Source organism: Parahoeflea alexandrii (assembly GCF_024105735.1).
Classification (GTDB): domain Bacteria; phylum Pseudomonadota; class Alphaproteobacteria; order Rhizobiales; family Rhizobiaceae; genus Hoeflea; species Hoeflea alexandrii.
Map to the genome: position 1 here is coordinate 1 of NZ_JAAAML010000014.1, position 689 is coordinate 689.

Genomic DNA, 689 nt, shown 5'->3' on the forward strand with positions numbered 1-689 from the left:
TCCGGTGCAGCACTGTGCACAGCCTATGGCGCCAATGCGCCGGTGATGTGCCTGACCGGCAACATTATGTCGCATCTGATCGGTCAGGGCAGGGGGCAACTGCACGAGCTGCCCGACCATCTCGGCACGCTCAAGGGGCTGACCAAATGGGCCGAGCGGATCAACCATCCGACCGAGGCCGGAGCGGTGATGAACGAGGGCTTCAGGCAGATGCTGTCGGGCCGTCAGCGGCCGGTTGGCATTGAAGCCCCCTGGGATGTGTTCGGCATGGCGGCCGAGGTCGACTTGCCGGAAGCCGCGCGGCCTGTTGCCGCGCCGCGCCCCGATCCCGAGGCCATGGAAAAAGCCGCAGCTCTGATCCGTGCGGCGAAGAACCCGATGATCATGCTCGGCTCCGGCGCCATCGGTGCCGAAGCCGAGGTGGCGGAACTGGCCAGGTTGCTGCAGGCGCCGGTGACCGCGCATCGCTCGGGCAAGGGCATCCTGCCCGATGATGATCCGCTCGCGCTCTTGCCGCCGGCGGCCTGGCAGTACTGGCAGACCTGCGATCTGCTGATCGGCATCGGTTCGCGGCTCGAGCTGCAGTATTTCCGCTGGCGCTGGATGCCCAAGGGGCTGAAGGTGGTCCGCGTCGATATCGATCCGACCGAGATGGTGCGGCTGAAACCCGATGTCGGACTGGTGACGGA

The 689-nt window shown here is 66.3% G+C and carries 1 pseudogene; it reads left to right on the forward strand.

Annotation, left to right across the window (positions count from 1 at the left end):
* A pseudogene (locus tag GTW23_RS23345) lies at positions 1–689 on the forward strand (thiamine pyrophosphate-binding protein); the annotation flags it as partial.